General features: G+C 60.3%; 16 protein-coding genes, 1 tRNA gene and 1 pseudogene. 13 read left to right on the top strand and 5 right to left on the bottom strand.

Annotated features, from left to right (window positions below; genetic code table 11):
• The first annotated feature begins 6 nt into the window (after positions 1 to 6).
• The 12 genes from BMZ46_RS27760 to BMZ46_RS27705 all read left to right on the top strand — a co-directional run bounded on the left by BMZ46_RS27760 (position 7) and on the right by BMZ46_RS27705 (position 11,893).
• Positions 7 to 83, top strand: a tRNA-Ile gene (locus BMZ46_RS27760).
• Between the two features lie 133 nt (positions 84 to 216).
• Positions 217 to 969, top strand: a complete 753-nt coding sequence (locus tag BMZ46_RS27755) for a hypothetical protein (protein ID WP_074692216.1) — start codon at positions 217 to 219, stop codon at positions 967 to 969.
• Between the two features lie 167 nt (positions 970 to 1,136).
• On the top strand, positions 1,137 to 1,598 hold the full coding sequence (locus tag BMZ46_RS27750) for an Lrp/AsnC family transcriptional regulator (RefSeq protein ID WP_039768063.1): 462 nt from the start codon (positions 1,137 to 1,139) through the stop codon (positions 1,596 to 1,598).
• A 146-nt stretch (positions 1,599 to 1,744) separates the two neighbouring features.
• Positions 1,745 to 3,427, top strand: a complete 1,683-nt coding sequence (locus BMZ46_RS27745; protein ID WP_074692213.1) for a flavin monoamine oxidase family protein — start codon at positions 1,745 to 1,747, stop codon at positions 3,425 to 3,427.
• A gap of 12 nt (positions 3,428 to 3,439) precedes the next feature.
• Positions 3,440 to 4,234, top strand: coding sequence for a carbon-nitrogen hydrolase family protein (locus tag BMZ46_RS27740; RefSeq protein ID WP_074692210.1), 795 nt, complete (start codon positions 3,440 to 3,442; stop codon positions 4,232 to 4,234).
• A 38-nt stretch (positions 4,235 to 4,272) separates the two neighbouring features.
• Entirely contained in the window at positions 4,273 to 6,699 is a 2,427-nt protein-coding gene (gene pqqF, locus BMZ46_RS27735; protein WP_074692208.1) for a pyrroloquinoline quinone biosynthesis protein PqqF, read from the top strand.
• Between the two features lie 159 nt (positions 6,700 to 6,858).
• Positions 6,859 to 6,933, top strand: a complete 75-nt coding sequence (pqqA, locus tag BMZ46_RS27730; protein WP_003444522.1) for a pyrroloquinoline quinone precursor peptide PqqA — start codon at positions 6,859 to 6,861, stop codon at positions 6,931 to 6,933.
• Positions 6,934 to 7,017: 84 nt separating this feature from the next.
• The gene (gene pqqB / locus BMZ46_RS27725) at positions 7,018 to 7,929 is read left to right on the top strand and encodes a pyrroloquinoline quinone biosynthesis protein PqqB (RefSeq protein ID WP_039768057.1); all 912 of its coding nucleotides are present in this window, start codon (positions 7,018 to 7,020) and stop codon (positions 7,927 to 7,929) included.
• Between the two features lie 21 nt (positions 7,930 to 7,950).
• Positions 7,951 to 8,703, top strand: coding sequence for a pyrroloquinoline-quinone synthase PqqC (gene pqqC / locus BMZ46_RS27720; protein ID WP_007959877.1), 753 nt, complete (start codon positions 7,951 to 7,953; stop codon positions 8,701 to 8,703).
• Positions 8,700 to 8,975: a pyrroloquinoline quinone biosynthesis peptide chaperone PqqD gene (pqqD, locus tag BMZ46_RS27715; protein WP_007959876.1), complete on the top strand. Its 276-nt coding sequence runs from the start codon at positions 8,700 to 8,702 to the stop codon at positions 8,973 to 8,975. Before pqqC ends, pqqD begins: the two co-directional genes overlap by 4 nt.
• Entirely contained in the window at positions 8,947 to 10,119 is a 1,173-nt protein-coding gene (gene pqqE, locus BMZ46_RS27710) for a pyrroloquinoline quinone biosynthesis protein PqqE (protein WP_074692205.1), read from the top strand. The genes pqqD and pqqE overlap by 29 nt, the downstream gene beginning before the upstream one ends.
• Positions 10,085 to 11,893, top strand: coding sequence for a S9 family peptidase (locus BMZ46_RS27705; protein WP_074692203.1), 1,809 nt, complete (start codon positions 10,085 to 10,087; stop codon positions 11,891 to 11,893). Before pqqE ends, BMZ46_RS27705 begins: the two co-directional genes overlap by 35 nt.
• A 3-nt stretch (positions 11,894 to 11,896) precedes the next feature.
• Here BMZ46_RS27705 and BMZ46_RS27700 read toward each other — a convergent pair whose 3' ends face one another.
• The 4 genes and pseudogenes from BMZ46_RS27700 to BMZ46_RS27685 form a co-directional block, all read right to left on the bottom strand.
• Positions 11,897 to 12,055 (bottom strand): YqaE/Pmp3 family membrane protein, encoded by a 159-nt coding sequence (locus BMZ46_RS27700; protein ID WP_003228885.1) that lies wholly within the window; start codon positions 12,053 to 12,055, stop codon positions 11,897 to 11,899.
• A gap of 107 nt (positions 12,056 to 12,162) precedes the next feature.
• The gene (locus BMZ46_RS27695; RefSeq protein WP_039768053.1) at positions 12,163 to 12,483 is read right to left on the bottom strand and encodes a helix-turn-helix domain-containing protein; all 321 of its coding nucleotides are present in this window, start codon (positions 12,481 to 12,483) and stop codon (positions 12,163 to 12,165) included.
• A 9-nt stretch (positions 12,484 to 12,492) separates the two neighbouring features.
• A pseudogene (locus tag BMZ46_RS27690) lies at positions 12,493 to 12,690 on the bottom strand (type II toxin-antitoxin system RelE/ParE family toxin); the annotation flags it as partial.
• 252 nt (positions 12,691 to 12,942) lie between these two features.
• Entirely contained in the window at positions 12,943 to 14,226 is a 1,284-nt protein-coding gene (locus BMZ46_RS27685) for an aspartate aminotransferase family protein (RefSeq protein WP_074692200.1), read from the bottom strand.
• 169 nt (positions 14,227 to 14,395) lie between these two features.
• Between BMZ46_RS27685 and BMZ46_RS27680 the strand changes: the two genes are divergently transcribed.
• Positions 14,396 to 15,325, top strand: a complete 930-nt coding sequence (locus BMZ46_RS27680) for a LysR family transcriptional regulator (RefSeq protein WP_064380308.1) — start codon at positions 14,396 to 14,398, stop codon at positions 15,323 to 15,325.
• A 227-nt stretch (positions 15,326 to 15,552) separates the two neighbouring features.
• Here BMZ46_RS27680 and BMZ46_RS27675 read toward each other — a convergent pair whose 3' ends face one another.
• Positions 15,553 to 17,331 (bottom strand): acyl-CoA dehydrogenase C-terminal domain-containing protein, encoded by a 1,779-nt coding sequence (locus BMZ46_RS27675; protein ID WP_074692198.1) that lies wholly within the window; start codon positions 17,329 to 17,331, stop codon positions 15,553 to 15,555.
• Positions 17,332 to 17,459: the final 128 nt, after the last annotated feature.

The raw sequence follows: 17,459 nt of genomic DNA, 5'->3' as shown, positions 1-17,459 counted from the left end.
TACTGAGGGCCTATAGCTCAGTTGGTTAGAGCAGAGGACTCATAATCCTTTGGTCCACGGTTCAAGTCCGTGTGGGCCCACCAAACAAGACAAAGGTTTATGCCAACGGCATAAACCTTTTTTTGTATTTGGAACATAAGTGCACTGGAAGCACTCAAGCCCCATCTGGCATTGCATCAATGCCAAGACGGACTCTTGCATCAACTGGAGCAAAAAATGAGCAACATGGAAAAGGAAATTCCAGAGAACACTATCGAACAGACCATCAAGGTTCTCGAATACCTGAATACCTGCGAACCGCTCAAAGCGAAAGCACGCAGGACCAAACTGGAAGTCAATGCCGACAGATTGACCAACTTGTTCCTAGGCTTCGGAGCGGGAGGAATTGCGTTGGCGGGCTGCATGGCCTATTGGCATAGCTCCATCAAATCACTTCCCATGTGGGGAAAAGACCTGGCACTGGTGTTAATTTTTACCTCGACGGTGTCTGTACTGCTCTCGTTCCTGACTCCCATCGTGGCGCAAATCTGCATTCTCAAACGATGGAAAACTATCAGTCTGAAAAACATGATCGACGATATAAGGCATGAAAATACGGTGGTCGACTCACTCCAGCACCATGCGATTTCGGTGCTACAAGAAGCGAAATACTGGCTGCAGCTAAAGATCACCCGAGCAGAAGCAAGGGTCGCTTATTTCTTTGGAGAAAAAACGGCAGGGCTCGCCCTGCTGGGAACAGCTTATGTTTGCGCCAAGGAGTTTGGTGGTTTTCCATGGCTTGGCAAAACCCTTGAAGCCGGTTTTGTGTTGGGTAATTGGGGAAATACTGCACTGTTGATGATCATTGCCATGGTGCTAGGCCTGTCTCTGGGTGCGTTGTTACTTAAACAAGTCAGCGCTCGCTATCGCTTTCAAGTCGAACTCATCGAACATGTCCTGAGCAGGCAATGTAAAAAATCAGAAGTCTGAATCCGCAGATGTAAAAAGCCGCGTAAACCGCGGCTTTGTCGACTCAGCATTTCCCTCTATTCGACAACGGCCACACACCACCAACTGCCCAGTGGCCTCTCACAAGCGTCTCGCCAAACGAGCCTGTAACATACGGACCAGTAATCCGCACGCCATGGAGAACCTCTTTGTCCGACAACCGCCCACCCGTGCTCGATGAAATCGACCGCCAGCTGATCGCTGCCCTGCAAATCAACGCCCGCGAAAGCGTGGCGATGCTGGCCCGGCAATTAGGGATCGCCCGCACCACCGTGACTTCACGACTGGCGCGACTGGAAAAGGCCAAGGTCATCACTGGTTACGGCGTGCGTCTGGGCCAGCGTGTGGTAGATGGCGGGCTGCAGGCTTACGTCGGAATCAAAGTGCAGCCACGCTCCGGCAAAGAGGTGCTGCGCCGGTTGAGCGCGATGGCCCAAGTGCAGCAATTGTGCGCGGTGAGTGGTGAATTTGACTACGTAGCCTGGCTGCGGACCGATTCACCGGAACAACTCGATCAGCTTCTGGATCAGATCGGCAGCGTAGACGGCGTGGAGAAGACCACGACGTCGATCATCCTCAGCAGCAAGATTGATCGCGGGCATCCAGTTTGATCATCACCATCGTCACATTGCAGCTCAAACACTCAAAACGACGACACATTGCGTCTTATTAACGTGTTCTACGCTCCCTAGAATGGCTGGCATCTTTTCCTATACTCAGACGCGCCTCCAGCGTCGGGTCGCCAGCAAGGTCAGCCATGAACAAGCACAATCGCCATCCTGCAGACGGTAAGAAACCGATCACCATTTTCGGTCCGGACTTTCCTTTCGCCTTCGACGACTGGATCGAACACCCGGCCGGCCTGGGCAGCATTCCCGAGCACAACCACGGTGCCGAAGTGGCGATCGTCGGGGCCGGTATCGCCGGTCTGGTGGCGGCTTACGAGCTGATGAAGCTCGGCTTGAAACCGGTCGTGTATGAGGCCTCGAAGCTTGGTGGACGCCTGCGTTCGCAAGCGTTCAACGGTACCGACGGCATCGTCGCCGAGCTCGGCGGCATGCGCTTCCCGGTGTCTTCCACCGCGTTCTATCACTACGTCGACAAACTCGGCCTCGAGACCAGGCCCTTCCCCAACCCGCTGACGCCGGCCTCCGGCAGCACCGTGATCGACCTGGAAGGCAAAACCCATTACGCACAGAGCCTGAAGGATCTTCCTGCGCTGTTCCAGGAAGTGGCTGACGCTTGGGCCGACGCTTTGGAGGCCGGCTCGCAGTTCGCCGATATCCAGCAGGCGATCCGCGACCGCGACGTGCCACGCCTCAAGGAACTGTGGAACACCCTGGTGCCGCTGTGGGACGACCGCACCTTCTACGACTTCGTCGCCACCTCGAAAGCCTTCGCCAAACTGTCGTTCCATCACCGTGAAGTGTTCGGTCAGGTCGGTTTCGGTACCGGCGGCTGGGACTCGGACTTCCCCAACTCGATGCTGGAAATCTTCCGCGTGGTGATGACCAATTGCGACGATCACCAGCATCTGGTGGTCGGCGGTGTGGAACAAGTGCCGCAAGGCATCTGGCGTCATGCGCCGGAACGCTGCGTACACTGGCCGCAAGGCACCAGCCTGAAATCGCTGCACCACGGCGCCCCGCGCTCCGGGGTAAAGAAAATCGCCCACGCGCCTGACGGACGTTTCGCAGTCACCGACAACAACGGCGACATCCGCGAATATGCCGCCGTGCTCACCACCTGCCAGAGCTGGCTGCTGACCACCCAGATCGAATGCGACGAGACCCTGTTCTCGCAGAAGATGTGGATGGCGCTGGACCGCACTCGCTACATGCAATCGTCGAAGACCTTCGTGATGGTCGACCGCCCGTTCTGGAAGGACAAGGACCCGGAAACCGGCCGCGACCTGATGAGCATGACCCTCACCGATCGCCTGACCCGTGGCACCTATCTGTTCGACAACGGAGACGACAAGCCGGGCGTGATCTGCCTGTCGTACTCGTGGATGAGCGATGCGCTCAAGATGCTCCCGCACCCGGTGGAAAAACGCGTGAAACTGGCGCTGGATGCGCTGAAGAAGATCTACCCGAAAGTCGACATCGCCGCGCGGATCATCGGCGATCCGATCACCGTGTCCTGGGAAGCCGACCCGCACTTCCTCGGCGCGTTCAAGGGCGCCCTGCCCGGCCACTATCGCTACAACCAGCGCATGTACGCGCACTTCATGCAGGACGACATGCCGCCGGAGCAGCGCGGGATTTTCATCGCCGGTGACGACGTGTCGTGGACGCCGGCCTGGGTTGAAGGCGCGGTGCAAACGTCGCTCAACGCGGTGTGGGGAATCATGAAGCACTTCGGCGGGTCCACACATAAAGAGAACCCCGGCCCGGGCGATGTGTTCAACGACATCGGCCCGATCGCCCTGCCCGAGTAAGAGGAATCCCCGATGCGCGTAGCCCTTTACCAATGTCCACCACTGCCACTGGAACCCGCCGCCAACCTTCAGCGCCTGCATCAAGTGGCGATGGAGGCCAAAGGCGCCGATCTGCTGGTGGTGCCGGAGATGTTTCTCACCGGCTACAACATCGGCAAGGAGGCGGTCGCCACATTGGCCGAGGTCTACAACGGTGAGTGGGCGCAGCAAGTCGGACGGATCGCCAAGGCTGCCGGCCTGGCGATTCTTTACGGTTACCCTGAGCGCACCGCCGAAGGACAGATCTACAACGCCGTGCAGTTGATCGACTCAAACGGCGAGCGCCTGTGCAATTACCGCAAGACGCATCTGTTCGGCGATCTGGATCGTTCGATGTTCAGCGCCGGCGATGGCGAGTTTCCCATCGTCGAGCTCAACGGCTGGAAGCTCGGGTTCCTGATCTGCTACGACCTGGAGTTCCCGGAAAACGCCCGGCGCCTGGCCCTTGAAGGTGCCGAACTGATTCTGGTGCCGACAGCGAACATGATTCCTTTCGATTTCATTGCCGACGTCTCCGTGCGCTCCCGGGCTTTCGAAAACCAGTGCTACGTGGCGTACGCCAACTACTGCGGCCACGAGGGCGACATCCATTACTGCGGGCAAAGCAGCATCGCCGCGCCGGATGGCAGCCGCATTGCTCAGGCCGGACTGGACGAAGCCTTGATCGTCGGCGAGCTGGATCGCCAGTTGATGGTCGACTCGCGCAGCGCCAACCGTTACTTCAACGACCGCCGCCCCGAACTTTACGACGCGCTCAACAAGCGCTAATCCGCTAGCATTGGCACTTCACTGTTCTGGAAGTGCCCATGCCTGCGTCGACTCACCCCCGCCCCCACACCGAAACCCTGGCCAACGGCTTGCGCGTGACCCTGCGCCACGTGCCCGGCCTGAAACGCAGCGCCGCTGCGTTGCGAGTGGCGGCCGGCAGTCATGACGTGCCGTTGGCATGGCCGGGGCTGGCGCACTTCCTTGAGCATCTGCTGTTTCTCGGCACCGAGCGATTTCCTGCACAGCAAGGGCTGATGGCCTACGTGCAAGGTCACGGCGGCCAGGTGAATGCCAGCACCCGCGAGCGCACCACCGATTTCTTCTTTGAATTGCCGCCAGCGTCGTTCAGCGCCGGGCTGGAGCGTCTGTCAGACATGCTCGCCCATCCGCGTATGAATCCGGACGATCAGTTGCGGGAACGGGAAGTGTTGCAGGCGGAGTTTGTCGCGTGGACGCAGGATGCTGCGGCTCAGCAGAAAGAAGCGCTGTTCGAAGGGTTGTCAGCGGAACATCCGTTGCGCGGTTTCCACGCCGGAAACCGCGACAGCCTGCCGGTGGAGCAAGCGGACTTTCAACAGGCATTGAAAGACTTCCACCAGCAGTTCTACCGCACCGGGCAGATGACCCTGAGCCTGGTCGGGCCGCAGAGTGTTGAAGAGCTGCGCACGCTGGCCGAACAGTTTGCCGCCACGCTGACGCCTGGGGATAAAACTGCACAGGCAGCCCCCGTACGCTTGATGGGTAACGCGCAGGAAAGTTATCAACAGGCCGGCGAGCATCGCGGCAATCTGCTGTTTGCGTTGGAGGAGTTACCGGAGTCGTCAGCCGAAGCGCTGGCGTTTCTCTGCCACGGGTTGAACAGCGCCAAACCCGGTGGCTTGCTCGCCCATTTGCAGCAGCAGGGTCTGGCGGAAGGTTTACAGGCCTGTGTGCCCTACCAATTTGCTGAGCAGGCTTTGCTGCACCTTCAATTCACGACGCCATCCGGTCCACTCGACGCCATCCGCGCACAGTTTCTCGACTGGTTGAGCTTCTTCGCAGTCCAGCAGGACTGGCCAACTTTGCGGGAGGAATATTCGGCACAGTTTCAGCGTAAGCAGCAGGTCAGCGGCGCGCTGCAACGAGCGCGACTCGACAGCGAACAACTCGAGAGCGGCCTGCCCGATTCGGCCGTGATGGCGCTCAAAGTGATTCTCGGCAAAATCGGCACTGTGGATAACTTCAGCAGTCACTGGCATCTGCCTGCGGCCAACCCGTTTCTGCGCACAGCCGAGCCGCTGGCCAACGCCGGTCTGATCCGCGGCCAGACCAGCGCCCACCGAGGCCTGCGCACATTCGCTCAGGATCGCTCGCGCAGCCGCCGCGAACGCTCGCCGATGCAATTCAGCCAGGCGCTGCCGGATAACGGCGACGAAGGCGCGGTGTATGTGCGCTGGCAGACGGAAGCGGCGGCCACGGCCGAGCTGCAAGCGAAACTGCAACGCAGCCTGCGGGAGGTGTCTGACGACGCGCGTCAGGCCGGGGTGGAGTTGTCCTTCAGCGCTACGGGTAATCAGTGGCTGCTGAAATTGACCGGCCTGCAGGACACACTGCCGGTTGTGCTGGAACATGCGCTGAAATATCTGACGCAGGTCGATGCCGACTCGCCAAGCGGTGAGCCGCCAGTGCCGTCGATGCTGATCCGTCAATTGCTCAAGGCATGGCCGGAGCGTTGCCTGCCCGTGGTTGCGCAATCCGATGATGCCAAGCAGGTGTGGACAACTTCCCGTTGGGATGGTCTGGCGCTGGGTCTCGATGCCCACACCCAATCGGCCATGGGACTGGCCCTGAGCCGCATTCCCGGCAAGCCATCCAATGAATTACCGACCCTGCCGGCATTCCACGCACAACTTCGCTGGGATCAGTTCGACACCGCCTCCAGCGAACACGCATTACTACTGTTCTGCCCGACCGCCAGACCGGACATTCCCAGCGAAGCCGCGTGGCGCTTCCTTGCGCACCTGTGCCACACGCCGTTCTATCAGCGGCTACGAGGTGAATTGCAACTGGGATACGCGGTGTTCAGTGCTTTCAGACAGGTACACGGCCAGGGTGGATGGCAGTTCGGCGTGCAATCGCCGACCGCCACTCCCGCGCAACTGCTCGATCACGTTCAACAGTTCATCGAAGGCATCCCCGCGCTGATCGAAAACATTGATGATGCCTTCCTCGTCGAGCAGCGCCAGATCCTCGCCGTACACCTGGATGCCGGCATTCTGCCCGGCAAGGAGGCTGCCGAACTTCTGTGGCAGGCAAAACTTGCCGGCCACTCGTCGGATTACCTGATTCAACTGAGCAATGCCATAAGTCAGCTTGACCGCGAGGCATTGCTGGCCGCCGCAGACTGTTTAATCCGCGTCGAAGGCGGCTGGCACGTCCTGGCCAACAGCCCTTCGCCGGGCGCACCGTGGCAAGCGGCAAATTGATCATTACCGGGGCTGCAAGGAGCTTTCTCAAAGATTCACGGGCAAACCCCCTGAAATTTTGAGTAACATAGCCACCTAACTATTTGGAACATCCCTGCGCTGCCGTGGACTATACCTATGGATAGCGCTATCCCACCCACCTGAAAAAGGAGTCACCCGATGGCCTGGACCAAACCTGCTTACACCGACCTGCGCATCGGCTTCGAAGTCACCATGTACTTCGCCAGCCGCTGAGTCCTGCCTCAAGCAGAACACTGCAGTGCAACGCCTCGGCTCGCCGGGGCGTTTTATTTTCAGCGTTGAAATGATGGAGCGTTCATGTTCGTCCAGATTCTGGGTTCGGCCGCCGGTGGCGGTTTTCCGCAGTGGAACTGCAACTGCGTCAATTGCGCCGGTTTTCGCGATGGCAGCCTGAATGCCCAGGCCCGTACCCAATCGTCCATCGCGATTTCCGATGACGGCGTGAACTGGGTGCTGTGCAATGCCTCGCCGGACATCCGCGCGCAGCTTCAGAGCTTCGCCCCGATGCAGCCGGGCCGCGCCCTGCGAGACACCGGCATCAGCGCGATCATCCTGATGGACAGCCAGATCGACCACACCACCGGCCTGCTCAGCCTGCGCGAGGGCTGCCCGCATCAGGTCTGGTGCACGGACATGGTCCACGAAGACCTGAGCACCGGTTTCCCGCTGTTTACCATGCTCAAGCACTGGAACGGCGGGCTGGACTGGAACCGCATCGAACTCGACCAGAGCTTCACCGTCGCCGCGTGCCCGAACCTGCGCTTCACCCCGCTGCCGTTGCGCAGCGCCGCACCGCCCTACTCGCCGCACCGCTTCGACCCGCATCCGGGCGACAACATCGGCCTGATCGTCGAAGACCTCGGCACCGGCGGCAAATTGTTCTACGCGCCGGGTTTGGGCAAAGTCGACGCGCCATTGCTGGAAATCATGGCCGGCAGCGACTGCGTGCTGGTGGACGGGACGATGTGGGACGACGATGAAATGCAGCGTCGTGGCGTCGGCACCCGCACCGGCCGCGAAATGGGCCACCTGGCGCAGAACGGCCCTGGCGGCATGCTCGAAGTGCTGGAGCAGCTTCCCGAACAGCGCAAGGTGCTTATCCACATCAACAACACCAACCCGATTCTCGACGAAGACTCCCCGGAGCGCGCGGAACTGGTGCGGCGCAATGTTGAAGTGGCGTATGACGGCATGAGCATCGTCCTGTAACGAATGGCCCGGAGAACCGCAATGACCGACACCCCGCTGTCCACCGCCGAATTCGAAGCGGCCCTGCGCGCCAAGGGCGCCTACTACCACATTCATCACCCGTATCACGTGGCGATGTATGAAGGCCGGGCCACCCGCGAGCAGATCCAGGGCTGGGTCGCCAACCGCTTCTACTATCAGGTGAATATCCCCCTGAAAGACGCGGCGATCCTCGCCAACTGCCCGGATCGCGAGATCCGCCGCGAATGGATTCAGCGCCTGCTCGACCACGACGGCGCCCCCGGCGAAGACGGCGGCATCGAAGCCTGGCTGCGTCTGGGCCAGGCCGTCGGTCTCGATCCGGATCAATTGCGTTCCCAGGAACTGGTGCTGCCCGGCGTGCGTTTCGCCGTCGATGCCTACGTCAACTTCGCCCGCCGCGCCAGTTGGCAGGAAGCTGCCAGCAGCTCTTTGACCGAACTGTTCGCGCCGCAGATCCACCAGTCGCGTCTCGACAGCTGGCCACAGCATTACCCGTGGATCGACCCGGCCGGCTACGAGTATTTCCGCACCCGTCTCGGTCAGGCCCGGCGCGATGTCGAGCATGGTCTGGCGATTACGCTGGAGCACTATAAGACCCGCGAAGGTCAGGAGCGCATGCTGGAAATTCTCCAGTTCAAACTGGACATCCTTTGGAGCATGCTCGATGCCATGAGCATGGCCTACGAACTGAACCGCCCGCCGTATCACAGCGTCACCGATCAACGGGTCTGGCATAAAGGAATCGCCTTATGAGTTTCGACCGCAGCAAGACCCCGACCTGGCGTCCCGGCTACCGTTTCCAGTACGAACCGGCCCAGAAAGGCCACGTGCTGCTGTACCCGGAAGGCATGATCAAGCTCAACGAAAGTGCCGCGCTGATCGGCGGTCTGATCGACGGTGAACGGGATGTCGCGGCAATCATCGCCGAACTCGACAGACAGTTCCCCGGCGTGCCCGAGCTCGGTGACGACATCGAGCAATTCATGGAGGTTGCCCGTGCGCAGCACTGGATCGAACTTGCCTGAGTCATCGGTGCAAGTCCCGGCCAAACCGGAAGTTGGCCTGCCGCTGTGGCTGCTCGCCGAGCTGACTTACCGCTGCCCGCTACAATGCCCGTACTGCTCCAATCCGCTGGACTTCGCCGAGCAGGGCAAAGAGCTGAGCACCGAGCAGTGGATCAAGGTGTTTCGCGAGGCGCGGGAGATGGGCGCGGCGCAACTGGGCTTTTCCGGCGGCGAACCGCTGGTGCGCCAGGACCTCGCCGAGCTGATCCGTGAAGCGCGTCAGCTGGGTTTCTACACCAACCTGATCACCTCCGGCATCGGCCTGACCGAACAGAAGATCAGCGACTTCAAGAAGGCCGGACTCGATCACATCCAGATCAGTTTCCAGGCCAGCGACGAGCAAGTGAACAACCTGCTCGCCGGCTCGAAAAAAGCCTTCGCGCAGAAACTGGAAATGGCCCGTGCCGTAAAGGCCCACGGCTATCCGATGGTGCTGAACTTCGTCACCCATCGGCACAACATCGACAAGATCGACCGCATCATCGAGCTGTGCATTGCGCTGGAGGCCGACTTCGTCGAACTCGCCACCTGCCAGTTCTACGGTTGGGCGCAGCTCAATCGTGTTGGCCTGTTGCCGACCAGGGAACAACTGATCCGCGCCGAACGCATCACCAACGAATACCGCGCCAAGCTGGAAGCCGAAGGGCATCCGTGCAAGCTGATTTTCGTCACCCCGGACTACTACGAGGAGCGCCCGAAAGCCTGCATGAACGGCTGGGGCAGTCTGTTTCTGACAGTCACACCGGACGGCACCGCCCTGCCCTGTCATGGCGCCCGACAGCTGCCGGTACAATTTCCCAATGTGCGCGACCACAGCATGCAGCACATCTGGTACGACTCGTTCGGCTTCAACCGCTTTCGCGGCTATGACTGGATGCCCGAGCCGTGCCGCTCCTGCGACGAGAAAGAGCAGGACTTCGGCGGCTGCCGCTGCCAGGCTTTCATGCTCACCGGCGATGCCAGCAATGCCGACCCGGTGTGCAGCAAGTCCGAACATCACGGTGTGATCCTCAAGGCCCGCGAAGAAGCCGAGCACGCCACCCAGACCATCGAACAACTGGCCTTTCGCAATGAACGAAACTCGCGCCTCATCGCCAAAGGCTGAGCCTTTCAGCGCCACCGCCGCGGTTGCCGCCGGCGTGGACTTCGCCGAATTGCAGCTCGGCGCCCAGGGTTTGTTCTGGAATGAATATCGCCCGACAGACGCCGCGTGCCGGATCTGGCATTGGTGCGATGGCGTGGCGAAATGTCTGACGCCCGCGGGTTTCAGCGTGCGCAGCCGGGTGTACGAATATGGCGGTGGGGCGTTTTGTCTGACGCCTGACGGGGTGGTTTTCGTCAACGAGGCGGATCAGCAGCTGTATCGCCAGACCCTGGATGGCGAGCCCGTGGCATTGACGTCTGGCGAGTGTCGTTATGGCGATCTGAACTACGCCGACGGGCAGGTGCTGGCCGTTGAAGAGAACGGTGATCGCCATCGGCTGGTGGCTATCGATCTGGCGAATGGCGACCGCCAAATGCTGGTTGAAGGCGCGGATTTTTACGCGTCGCCGATCATCAATCCGGACGGTCAGCGCCTGGCGTGGATCGAGTGGAGCCGTCCGCATCAGCCGTGGACATCCACACGACTGATGCTCGCCGAGCGCTCGTCCAATGGATTTTCCGCCCCGCGTTGCGTGGCGGGTCAAACCCTTGAAGAGTCGATCCAGCAACCGCGTTTTGATGCCAATGGCCGACTGGGCTGTCTGACCGATCGTGCTGGTTATTGGCAACCGTGGGTCGAGTCGGCAAACGGCTTGCAACCGTTAGCCAGCGCCGAAGCCGATCACGCTCCAGCCCCATGGCAACTTGGCGGCTGCACCTGGCTGCCCGCCGGCGAAAGCTTTCTGGCGAGCTGGAGCGAAGGCGGTTTCGGTCGTCTGGCGCTCAACGGCGAAGACTTCACCGGTGATTACAGCCGCTTCCGTCATCTGGCTGTCGATGATCAATTTGTTTACTGCATTGCCGCCTCACCGGTCAGCCCTTCAGCGGTGATCGCCATTGATCGCGAATCTCATGAGGTGAATGTCCTGGCTGGCGGTGTCGCACCGCTGCCAGCCGAGCGCATCAGCCGCCCGCAAACCCTGCGCTACCCCAGCGGTTCGGGTGAAGCACACGGCTTCTTTTACCCGGCCACGAATGGTGATGTGAAGCCGCCGCTGGTGGTGTTCATCCACGGTGGCCCGACGTCAGCTTGCTACCCAATGCTGGATCCGCGCATCCAGTACTGGACGCAACGCGGCTTTGCCGTCGCCGATCTCAACTACCGAGGCAGCAGCGGCTATGGGCGGGAGTATCGACAGGCCCTGCATCTGAGCTGGGGCGCGGTGGATGTCGAGGACGCGTGTGCGGTCGTGGCCTACCTTAATGATCGCGACATGATCGACGGTGATCGTGCATTCATCCGTGGCGGCAGCGCCGGTGGTTACACGACGCTTTGTGCATTGGCGTTCCATCAGGTATTCCGCGCCGGCGCCAGTCTGTACGGCGTCAGCGACCCGGTAGCCCTCGCCCGGGCGACACACAAGTTCGAAGGCGATTACCTGGACTGGCTGATCGGCGATCCCGAGAAAGATGCCGAACGCTACACCGCCCGCACGCCGTTGCTGCACGCAGGCAACATTCGCGTACCGGTGATCTTCTTCCAAGGTGAGCTGGACGCCGTGGTCGTGCCGCAACAGACCCGCGACATGGTCGCGGCCCTGGAGCAAAACGGCATTGAGGTCGAAGCGCATTACTACGCCGATGAACGTCACGGCTTCCGCCGGGCCGCCAATCAGGCCCATGCGCTGGAGCAGGAATGGCGGTTCTACCAGCGAGTGATGGGCCTGACGGATTGAGACTCAGCGCTTGGCGATGATGTACACCGCGTGCACGATCCCCGGGATGTAACCGCACAACGTCAGCAGAATGTTCAGCCAGAACGCGCCGCCGAACCCGACCTGCAGAAACACACCCAGTGGCGGCAACAGAATGGCGATGATGATGCGGATAAAGTCCATGGGGAAGCTCCTGATTGGGGGTTGGCTCACCTGAGCCATACAAGCTAATCGACCTGTGCCGTTTGTCAGGGTTCAGTGCTATCGCCAGACAGAGTGCGCAAGACCACTCAAGCCAGTATTTGCAGACCGTGTTTCTGCACAATGCTGAGCAGCTTCAAAGCCATTCCGCTTGGATGCTTATCCCCTGATTCCCATTGTTTGACGGTCGATGCGCTGGTGTTCAAATAACGTGCGAACACTGGCTGGCTGACATTGTTGCGCTCACGCAACGCCTTGATCTGCTCCGCAGGAATCGCATCCGGGACCGCTGCAAGGCACGACTCATCAAACTCACGCATCGTTGCCTTGCTGATAGCGCCGACTGCATGCAGAGCACTGGCCGACTCGTGCACTGATTCAAATACGTCACTCTTGAATTTTTTACTCATGAGTTATCTCCACGAACGCCCGCCTTTGGCCAGAACGATCGAACGGTAGCGATTTTCTTTCAGGCGCTTCTTCCAGACTCCGCCTCCCAGATTGTCCGCCTGCCCATCAAGCATCTCGGCAAAAGCCTCGCGAAGCTCGTCGTCGGTGATCCATGCTTTGCTGGCCTGTATCGCAAAACCTTTTGTCTTGAACAACCTGAACGACATCGGTATCCCTTCCAAAAAAACATACCACTCAGTGGTATAGATTACAAAGCCTGTCTTTCGACGAGGGTGTTCTGCCGGCTTCGGCAATCCTTGCCGAAGCCGGCTAAATAAACACTGCAGCGGCGGTCCCTCAAGCAATAAACCGCAATGGAAAAATCCGGCCACAAAAAAACGCCCCACGCCAAAAGAATCAGGCGTGGGGCGTGCGTTATACCGCGAGACGGTTCTTGAATTCGGGTGGGAAACTTCAGCTCAGACGGCAATCCCTTTGCGGCATTGCAGCTGCGCGGTGCGGACCCGGGAGAAGGCGCGGGCCAGACGCAGGAGCATTTCGTCGATGTTGGCCTTGCTGACGTTGAGCGCCGGGGTGAAGCGCAGGCAGTTGGCTTGCGGGGCGTTGAGCAGCAAACCTTCGTGAAGTGCGGCTTTGACGACGGCCTCGGCGGAGTCTTCCGACAGGGTCAGTCCCCAGAACAGCCCTTGCCCGCGCAACTCGCCATGTTCATAACGATGGGCCAGACGGGCGAGCCCTTCGCGCAGATGCTGGCCGTTGTCCCGGATCTGTTCGAGGAAGGCGCGGTCCTGCACGCTGTCAAGCACCACCAGGCCAGCGGCGGTCATCAGCGCGTTGCCGTGATGCGTACCGCCCAATTCGCCGGGTTCGAAACAGCAGGCCTTGCCTCGCGCCAGCAACGCGGCCAACGGCACGCCACCGCCGAGGCCTTTGCCGAGCACGACGATATCGGCGCGCACCCCGTAGGACTGTTCGGCGAGCAAGGTGCCGCAGCGGCCGATACCGGTCTGCACCTCGTCGAGAATCAGCAGAATCCCCAGCTCCCGGCACAGACGTTCGACACCCTTGAGGTAATGCTCGGTCGCCGGGATTACTCCGGCATCGCTCTGGATCGGTTCAAGCATGATCGCCACGGTCTGCGCATCAACAGCCGCATGCAGCGCCGGCAGGTCATTGAATGGCACCAGATCGAAACCCGGCAGCAACGGCGCGAAGCGGTTGTGCAGGTTGCAACTGTCCGACGCCGAAATCGTCGCCAGACTACGTCCGTGACAGCCTTGTCTGGCGACAATGATCCGCGAAGCGCCACCGCGATGCAGTTGACCCCATTTGCGCGCCAGTTTGATCGCCGCTTCACAGGCCTCACTGCCGCTGTTGAGCAGGTGCGCCTGATCGCTGGCAGTGCTGGCACACAGGCGCTCGGCAAGGCTGAGCATGCCGCGGTTGTGCAGATTGAAACCGGGATTGATCAGGGCCTGGGCCTGGCTGGCGATAGCCTTGACCAGCACCGAAGGGCTGTGGCCGAGGCTGTTGGCGCCGCCGGCCTGGGAAAAGTCCAGGTAGGCGCGGTCATAGCTGTCCCATAGCCAGGAGCCCTGGCCGCGAACGAATACCTGCCGCGGGCGCTCGACGCTGGGCATCAGACGCTCGGCATTCAGGCCATCAGCGAAGTTCGATTCTTGGGTTTCAAAAGCCAGGTCATCTAGGCTCGGCGTCTGGCGCCGCGAACTGAACAGATTCATTGAAAAAAACCTCGCTCGAGGTTTTTTGAACTGCCTATGTAAAGACTTTCGAAACAAACGCTGGTCATGGCGCTTTCCGGCCCTGTAAGCCTTGTGAATGCGGTTAGACTAGGCCGGTTCACGGCGTCGAGCCATTTCGATTTCTCAGCATTTTCGATAAGTGTTACTTATGGATTTCAAACAACTGCGTTATTTCGTCGCGGTCTACGAAGAAGGGCATGTCGGACGCGCCGCCGAGCGCCTGTCGATCTCTCAGCCCGCGCTGTCCCAGCAGATTCGCCACCTGGAACAAAACCTCGACGTCACCCTGTTCGAACGCAGCAGCAAACGCCTGTTGCCGACCCTCGCCGCCCATACCTTGTACAACCACGCCCTGCCGCTGCTCGACGGCATGCAGCGGGCGCGCGAGGCGCTGGGCAACTTCAAGGGTCAGGCACTGCGCACATTGGCGATAGGCGTGCTACAGACCGTGCACACCAGCCTGGTGCCGCAAATGCTCGAGCGAGTGCGCAAGGCCCAGCCGCATCTGGTGGTACAGATTTATGAATTGACCGGGCTTGAGATCGAGCGGCGCCTGCTCAACGGCTCACTGGATATCGGCATCAGCTATTTGCCGCCACGCCAACCCGGTCTGCACGGCGTGATGCTGTACGAAGATGAGCTGACGCTGGTCATCCCGGCGGATCATCCGCTGCGGGAATTCAAGAAAGTCTCGATGAGTCAGGCGGCCGAATTGCCGATGTTGCTATTGGGCGAAGAATTTCAGATCCGTCAGATCTGGCAGGCGCAATTGGCCAGCCTCGGACGACGCCCGCAAGTGCAGGCCGAATTGAACAATATGGTGGGGATTCTAGACAGCCTGCCGCATACGCGTCTGGCGACGGTGCTACCCGGTCGTTCGCAAAAGGAGTACGACGATCAGGATCTGTTGTGGAAACCGTTGAGTGAGCCGCGTGTACCGTTGAAGGTCGGGCTGGTGTGTCGCGATGTGCAGCGCCAGCAAGCGCCATTGGCCTTGCTGCGAACGTTGCTGGAAGAGGTGATGCAGCGTGAGGACAAACCGCTGAAAGGTGCACCACCGCTGGACGCGCTGAGCTGAAAACTTTTCTGCGGGCATAAGAAAACCCCGCCGAAGCGGGGCTTTGCAGACTGTTTCCCTGACATCCATTTCACTCCGCCACCCTGGCAGAATCCTACGTGTCCGTGTTGTTGCTTTGCGCTTCCTGCGCGACGTCCATGGAAAGTAGATTAGCTCTGGATCCAATCCACGCCTATGGGAGAACAGCAGCACGTCATGTAAGCGATCGCTTACATGACGTTACATCATCAGAACTGCGCAGCGTCCAGCAGGAACAGCGACTCGCTGCCAGCCTTGACCGACGCGCTCAGCGAGTGAATCCGCGGCAGCAGACGGGCGAAATAGAACCGTGCCGTGCCGAGTTTGCTCGCGTAGAAATCGTCCTGCGCTTCTTTGCCCAGCGATGCCTTGGCCATCAGCGCCCACATGTACGCGTAAGCGGTGTAGCCGAACGCTTGCAGATACTCGACCGATGCCGCACCGATTTCGTTCGGGTTGGTTTTCGCCCGGTCCAGCAGCCAGGAGGTCAGCTCGTCGAGGGTGTCGACAGCGTCATTCAGCGGCTTGGTGAACTCGCCCAGATCGGCATTGGCGGTTGCAGTGAAATGGCGGATCTCGTCGGCGAACAGTTTGTAGAACGCGCCGCCGCTGCCGACGATCTTGCGCCCCACCAGGTCCAGCGCCTGAATGCCGTTGGTGCCTTCGTAGATCTGGGTGATGCGCACGTCACGCACCAGTTGCTCCTGGCCCCACTCACGGATGTAGCCGTGGCCGCCGAAGATCTGCTGGCCGTGGACGGTGGTTTCCAGTCCCAGATCGGTCAGGAACGCCTTGGCCACTGGCGTCAGCAAGGCCACCAGATCTTCCGCACGTTTGCGGGTCGCGGCGTCTTCGCTGAACTTGGCAGTATCGAGTTGCATCGCCACGTAGGTGGAGAACGCACGGCCGCCTTCGTTCGAGGCTTTCATGGTCAGCAGCATGCGACGCACGTCCGGATGGACGATGATCGGGTCGGCCACCTTGTCCTTGTTCTGCGCGCCGGTCGGCGAACGGCTTTGCAGGCGGTCGCGAGCGTATTCGATGGCGTTCTGGTACGAGCGCTCGCCGGTGGCCAGGCCCTGGATACCGACGCCCAGACGCTCGTAGTTCATCATGGTGAACATCGCCGCCAGGCCCTTGTTCGGCTCGCCGACCAGGTAACCCACGGCTTCGTCGAAGTTCATCACACAGGTGGCAGAGGCCTGGATGCCCATCTTGTGTTCGATCGAACCGCAGTTCGCCGGGTTGCGCGCGCCCAGGCTGCCATCGGCATTGACCATGAACTTCGGCACCAGGAACAGCGAAATGCCTTTCGGCCCCGCCGGTGCGTCCGGCAGTTTGGCCAGCACCAGGTGGATGATGTTTTCGGTCAGGTCATGCTCACCGCCGGTGATGAAGATCTTGGTGCCGCTGACCTTGTAGGAACCGTCGGCCTGAGGTTCGGCCTTGGTGCGAATGATGCCCAGGTCGGTGCCGGCGTGCGGCTCGGTCAGGCACATGGAACCGGCCCAGACACCGGCGTACATGTTCGGCAGGTAAGCGGCTTTCAGTTCTTCGCTGGCGTGGGCGTTGATCGACAGGCAAGCGCCGGCGGTCAGCATCGGGTACAGACCGAAGGCCAGGCTGGCGGAGTTGACCATTTCTTCGACCTGGGCCGAGACAGCTTTTGGCATGCCCATGCCGCCGTAGGCCGGATCACCGCCAACACCGACCCAGCCGCCTTCGGCATAAGTCTGATAAGCCTGTGGAAAACCGGCCGGCGTCGTGACGGCACCGTCGGCCCAGTGGCAGCCTTCTTCATCGGCGGCACGGCTCAGGGGCGCAATGCTTTTGCTGGTGACCTTGCCGGCCTCTTCGAGAATGGCTTCAACGGTTTCCGCGTCCACGGTCTCGGCCAGGGCCGGCAGTTCGGCCCAGAGTTTGGCGACTTCGAACACTTCATTGAGGACGAAGCGCATATCGCGCAGCGGCGCTTTGTAGTCAGCCATGGCAAACCTCGCAAAGATCTAAACAGGTGATTCGTGGAAGGGTGTTTTCGTTGAGCTGGAGTGTAACCCAACAACTTTTGCGACACATAGGGTCAGGCGGTGACTGATTTGTTATTTTTAGTCACCAG

The sequence above is a fragment of the Pseudomonas sp. NFIX49 genome (genome assembly GCF_900115915.1).
Classification (GTDB): domain Bacteria; phylum Pseudomonadota; class Gammaproteobacteria; order Pseudomonadales; family Pseudomonadaceae; genus Aquipseudomonas; species Aquipseudomonas pharyngis.
This window is presented reverse-complemented; position numbering and strand designations above follow the sequence as displayed.

Coding starts and splice junctions, on each gene's coding strand:
- BMZ46_RS27755 (WP_074692216.1), top strand. CDS start 217: ATGAGCAACATGGAAAAGGAAATTCCAGAGAACACTATCGAACAGACC.
- BMZ46_RS27745 (WP_074692213.1), top strand. CDS start 1,745: ATGAACAAGCACAATCGCCATCCTGCAGACGGTAAGAAACCGATCACC.
- BMZ46_RS27740 (WP_074692210.1), top strand. CDS start 3,440: ATGCGCGTAGCCCTTTACCAATGTCCACCACTGCCACTGGAACCCGCC.
- pqqF (WP_074692208.1), top strand. CDS start 4,273: ATGCCTGCGTCGACTCACCCCCGCCCCCACACCGAAACCCTGGCCAAC.
- pqqB (WP_039768057.1), top strand. CDS start 7,018: ATGTTCGTCCAGATTCTGGGTTCGGCCGCCGGTGGCGGTTTTCCGCAG.
- pqqC (WP_007959877.1), top strand. CDS start 7,951: ATGACCGACACCCCGCTGTCCACCGCCGAATTCGAAGCGGCCCTGCGC.
- pqqD (WP_007959876.1), top strand. CDS start 8,700: ATGAGTTTCGACCGCAGCAAGACCCCGACCTGGCGTCCCGGCTACCGT.
- BMZ46_RS27705 (WP_074692203.1), top strand. CDS start 10,085: ATGAACGAAACTCGCGCCTCATCGCCAAAGGCTGAGCCTTTCAGCGCC.
- BMZ46_RS27700 (WP_003228885.1), bottom strand. CDS start 12,055: ATGGACTTTATCCGCATCATCATCGCCATTCTGTTGCCGCCACTGGGT.
- BMZ46_RS27695 (WP_039768053.1), bottom strand. CDS start 12,483: ATGAGTAAAAAATTCAAGAGTGACGTATTTGAATCAGTGCACGAGTCG.
- BMZ46_RS27685 (WP_074692200.1), bottom strand. CDS start 14,226: ATGAATCTGTTCAGTTCGCGGCGCCAGACGCCGAGCCTAGATGACCTG.
- BMZ46_RS27680 (WP_064380308.1), top strand. CDS start 14,396: ATGGATTTCAAACAACTGCGTTATTTCGTCGCGGTCTACGAAGAAGGG.
- BMZ46_RS27675 (WP_074692198.1), bottom strand. CDS start 17,331: ATGGCTGACTACAAAGCGCCGCTGCGCGATATGCGCTTCGTCCTCAAT.